Raw genomic sequence first — 2720 nt, 5'->3', positions numbered from 1 at the left:
GGTGGGGGGTGGTTTCGGCCGGAAGGCGGCGGCGGCGATCTCGGCGAAGCGCTGCGGGTCGACGCCGAGCACGACCTCGGGCACCAGATTCTCGAAACGGTCCTCGAGGGACACCGCGCGTGGATAGCGGCGCAGGGCGGCGGCCTCGAACGCGGCGAACTGTTCGGCGATCTGCTTGTAGGCGCGGTACTGCAGTAGTCGCGCGAACAGCAGGTCGCGGGCCTCGAGGAGCGCGAGGTCCTCGGGATCGTCGACCTCACCGGCGGGCAGCAGCCGCGCGGCCTTGAGATCGAGCAGGGTCGCGGCGACGACCAGGAACTCGGTGGTCTGGTCGAGGCCGAGTTCGGGTCCGAGCTTCCGGGTGTAGGCGATGAAGTCGTCGGTGACCTCGTGGAGGGCGACCTCGGTGACGTCGAGTCGCCGCTGCGAGATGAGGGTCAGCAGCAGGTCGAACGGGCCCTCGAAGTTGCGCAGGCGTACGCGGAACCCCGAGGTGGTCTCCACCTCCGCAGGTGTCGGCCGGCCGGGTTCCTCCAGGACCCCCGCGTCGGCTCCCGCTTCGGGTGCCGTGCCGGTGTCCGCGGTGTCGTGAACGGGAGCGTGCACGGAGCTCAGCGACCGCTCCGGTGGATGACTTCCCGTGCAAGGGCGCGGTACGACTCGGCGCCGGCGGAGGCGGGCGCCCAGCGAGTGATGGGTTCACCCGCGACGCTGGTTTCGGGGAACTTCACGGTGCGGTTGATGACGGCATCGTAGACGAGGTCGCCGAAGACCTCCACGACCCGGGACATCACCTCGCGTCCGTGCAGGGTGCGCGAGTCGAACATGGTGACGAGGATGCCCGCGACGGCGAGCTTCGGGTTCAGCCGGTCGCGGACCTTGGCGACGGTGTCGTTGAGCAGCGCCAGGCCGCGCAGGCTGAAGAACTCGCATTCCATGGGGATGAGCACCGAATCGGCGCAGGCGAGCGCGTTGACGGTGAGCAGCCCCAGCGACGGCTGGCAGTCGACGAGGATGTAGTCGTAGCGGTCGAGCATCGGGTACAGCGCCCGTCCGAGGGCCTGTTCGCGGCCGACTTCGGAGACGAGCTGGATCTCCGCCGCGGACAGGTCGATGTTGCTCGGCAGCAGGTCGAGGTTCTCGACATGGGTGCGTACGAGCACGTCGTCGGTGGAGACCCGCGGTTCGACGAGCAGGTTGTGCACGGTGAGATCGAGATCGTGGTGGGCGACACCGAGTCCGGCGGACAGCGCGCCCTGCGGATCGAGGTCGACGAGCAGGACGCGGCGCCCGTACTCGGCGAGGGACGCGCCGAGGTTGATCGTCGAGGTGGTCTTGCCGACCCCGCCCTTCTGATTGCACATCGCGATGATGCGAGCCGGTCCGTGGGTGGACAGCGGCACCGGTTCCGGGACGGGACGGCGTGGCCTGCCGGTCGGTCCGAGCTCGGGCTCGCCCGTGGTTCCGGCGGTGGTGGTCGGCTCGCTGGTGGACGTTCTGTCGGCGTCCTCGCGGCCGATTGCGTCGACCGGGACGGTGTTCGACCGGAGGTGCTCCGGCTCCATGTACGTGGCGGGTGGCCGAGGTGTGCCCACGTTCGGTACTCCCCCTGTCTTGCGACCCAGATGTCTTCTCGTCGACCCGTCGGGTGGCCCGGCGGCTCTTCCCCGGAACGCTACCGCTTCGTCGGCAGGATCACCGCACGGACACGCGTCCGTCGCGGAGCCGGTCATCGTGCCCGCGGATGCGCCTGTGCCCACACTTCGCGGAGGGCACCGGCGGTGACCAGGGTGTATATCTGCGTGGTCGTCACAGAAGCATGCCCGAGTAACTCCTGTACCACGCGTACGTCGGCGCCGCCGTCGAGCAGGTGGGTCGCGAACGAGTGGCGCAGGGTGTGCGGGGAGACACCGACGTCCACTCCGGCGCGTTCGGCGGCGGTCTGCAGCACCTTCCACGCACTCTGCCGCGACAGGCGTCCACCGCGCGCGTTCAGGAAGACCGCGGCGGTGCGGCCGGTCGCCAGCGTCGGCCGCCCGCGCACGAGATAGGCGTCGAGCGCGCCGAGCGCCGGCCGCCCGACCGGCACGAGCCGCTGTTTGCCGCCCTTGCCGCGCAGCAGCACCGTGCGCGATTCGGTGTCGAGGTCGTCGACGTCGAGCCCGACGGCCTCGGAGATGCGGGCGCCGGTGGAGTACAGCAGTTCGAGCAGCGCCCGGTCGCGCAGGTCGCGGGGAGCGTCGGCCTCGGGTGCGGCGGCCTCGAGGATCGCGGTGACCTGGTCGACGGTCAGCGCCTTGGGCAGACGGCGTCCGGGTGCCGGTGGTTTGACGGTGCGAGCGACGTCGAGAGGGGTCTGACCTTCGGCGGCGGCGAAACGGTGCAGGCCGCGCACGGCGATCAGGGCGCGGGCTGCGGAGCTCGCCGCGAGCGCCGGGCGGTTCCGTTCCGGATCACCGCGGCGCAGACTCGCGGCGAAATCACTGATGTGGTGTTCGTGGACGTCCGCAAGATCGCCGACATGCACGTCGGTGAGGTGTTCCGTGTAGCGCAGCAGATCGCGCCGGTAGGAGGCGAGCGTGTTCGCCGCTACCCCTCGTTCGACGGTCAGGTGCGCCAGATAGGCGTCGACTTGCCCGGTGAGTGTCGGGGACGGCTGCGGAGCGACCTGCGTGGCCGGACGCTCCTCACCGGGCAGCACCGCTCACCCCTCCGCGCGG

3 protein-coding genes are annotated in these 2720 nt (G+C 70.4%); all 3 read right to left on the bottom strand.

All coding sequences use genetic code 11. From position 1 onward, the window contains the following. A partial coding sequence (locus R1101_RS27815; RefSeq protein WP_016935178.1) for a segregation/condensation protein A occupies window positions 1–606 on the bottom strand: 606 nt, incomplete at its 3' end. A gap of 5 nt (window positions 607–611) precedes the next feature. Next, complete coding sequence (locus R1101_RS0120595) at window positions 612–1595, bottom strand: AAA family ATPase (protein WP_026003532.1); 984 nt, start codon at window positions 1593–1595, stop codon at window positions 612–614. 134 nt (window positions 1596–1729) lie between these two features. Beyond that, window positions 1730–2701 carry a site-specific tyrosine recombinase XerD gene (xerD, locus tag R1101_RS0120590; protein ID WP_016935176.1) on the bottom strand — a complete coding sequence of 324 codons (972 nt, stop codon included), beginning with the start codon at window positions 2699–2701 and terminating at the stop codon, window positions 1730–1732. Between the last annotated feature and the right edge of the window lie 19 nt (window positions 2702–2720).

The organism is Rhodococcus sp. R1101, from assembly GCF_000278445.1.
Classification (GTDB): Bacteria; Actinomycetota; Actinomycetes; order Mycobacteriales; family Mycobacteriaceae; genus Rhodococcus; species Rhodococcus gordoniae.
Note: the sequence above shows the minus strand (reverse complement) of the source record. Positions and strands in the feature narration are given on the sequence as shown.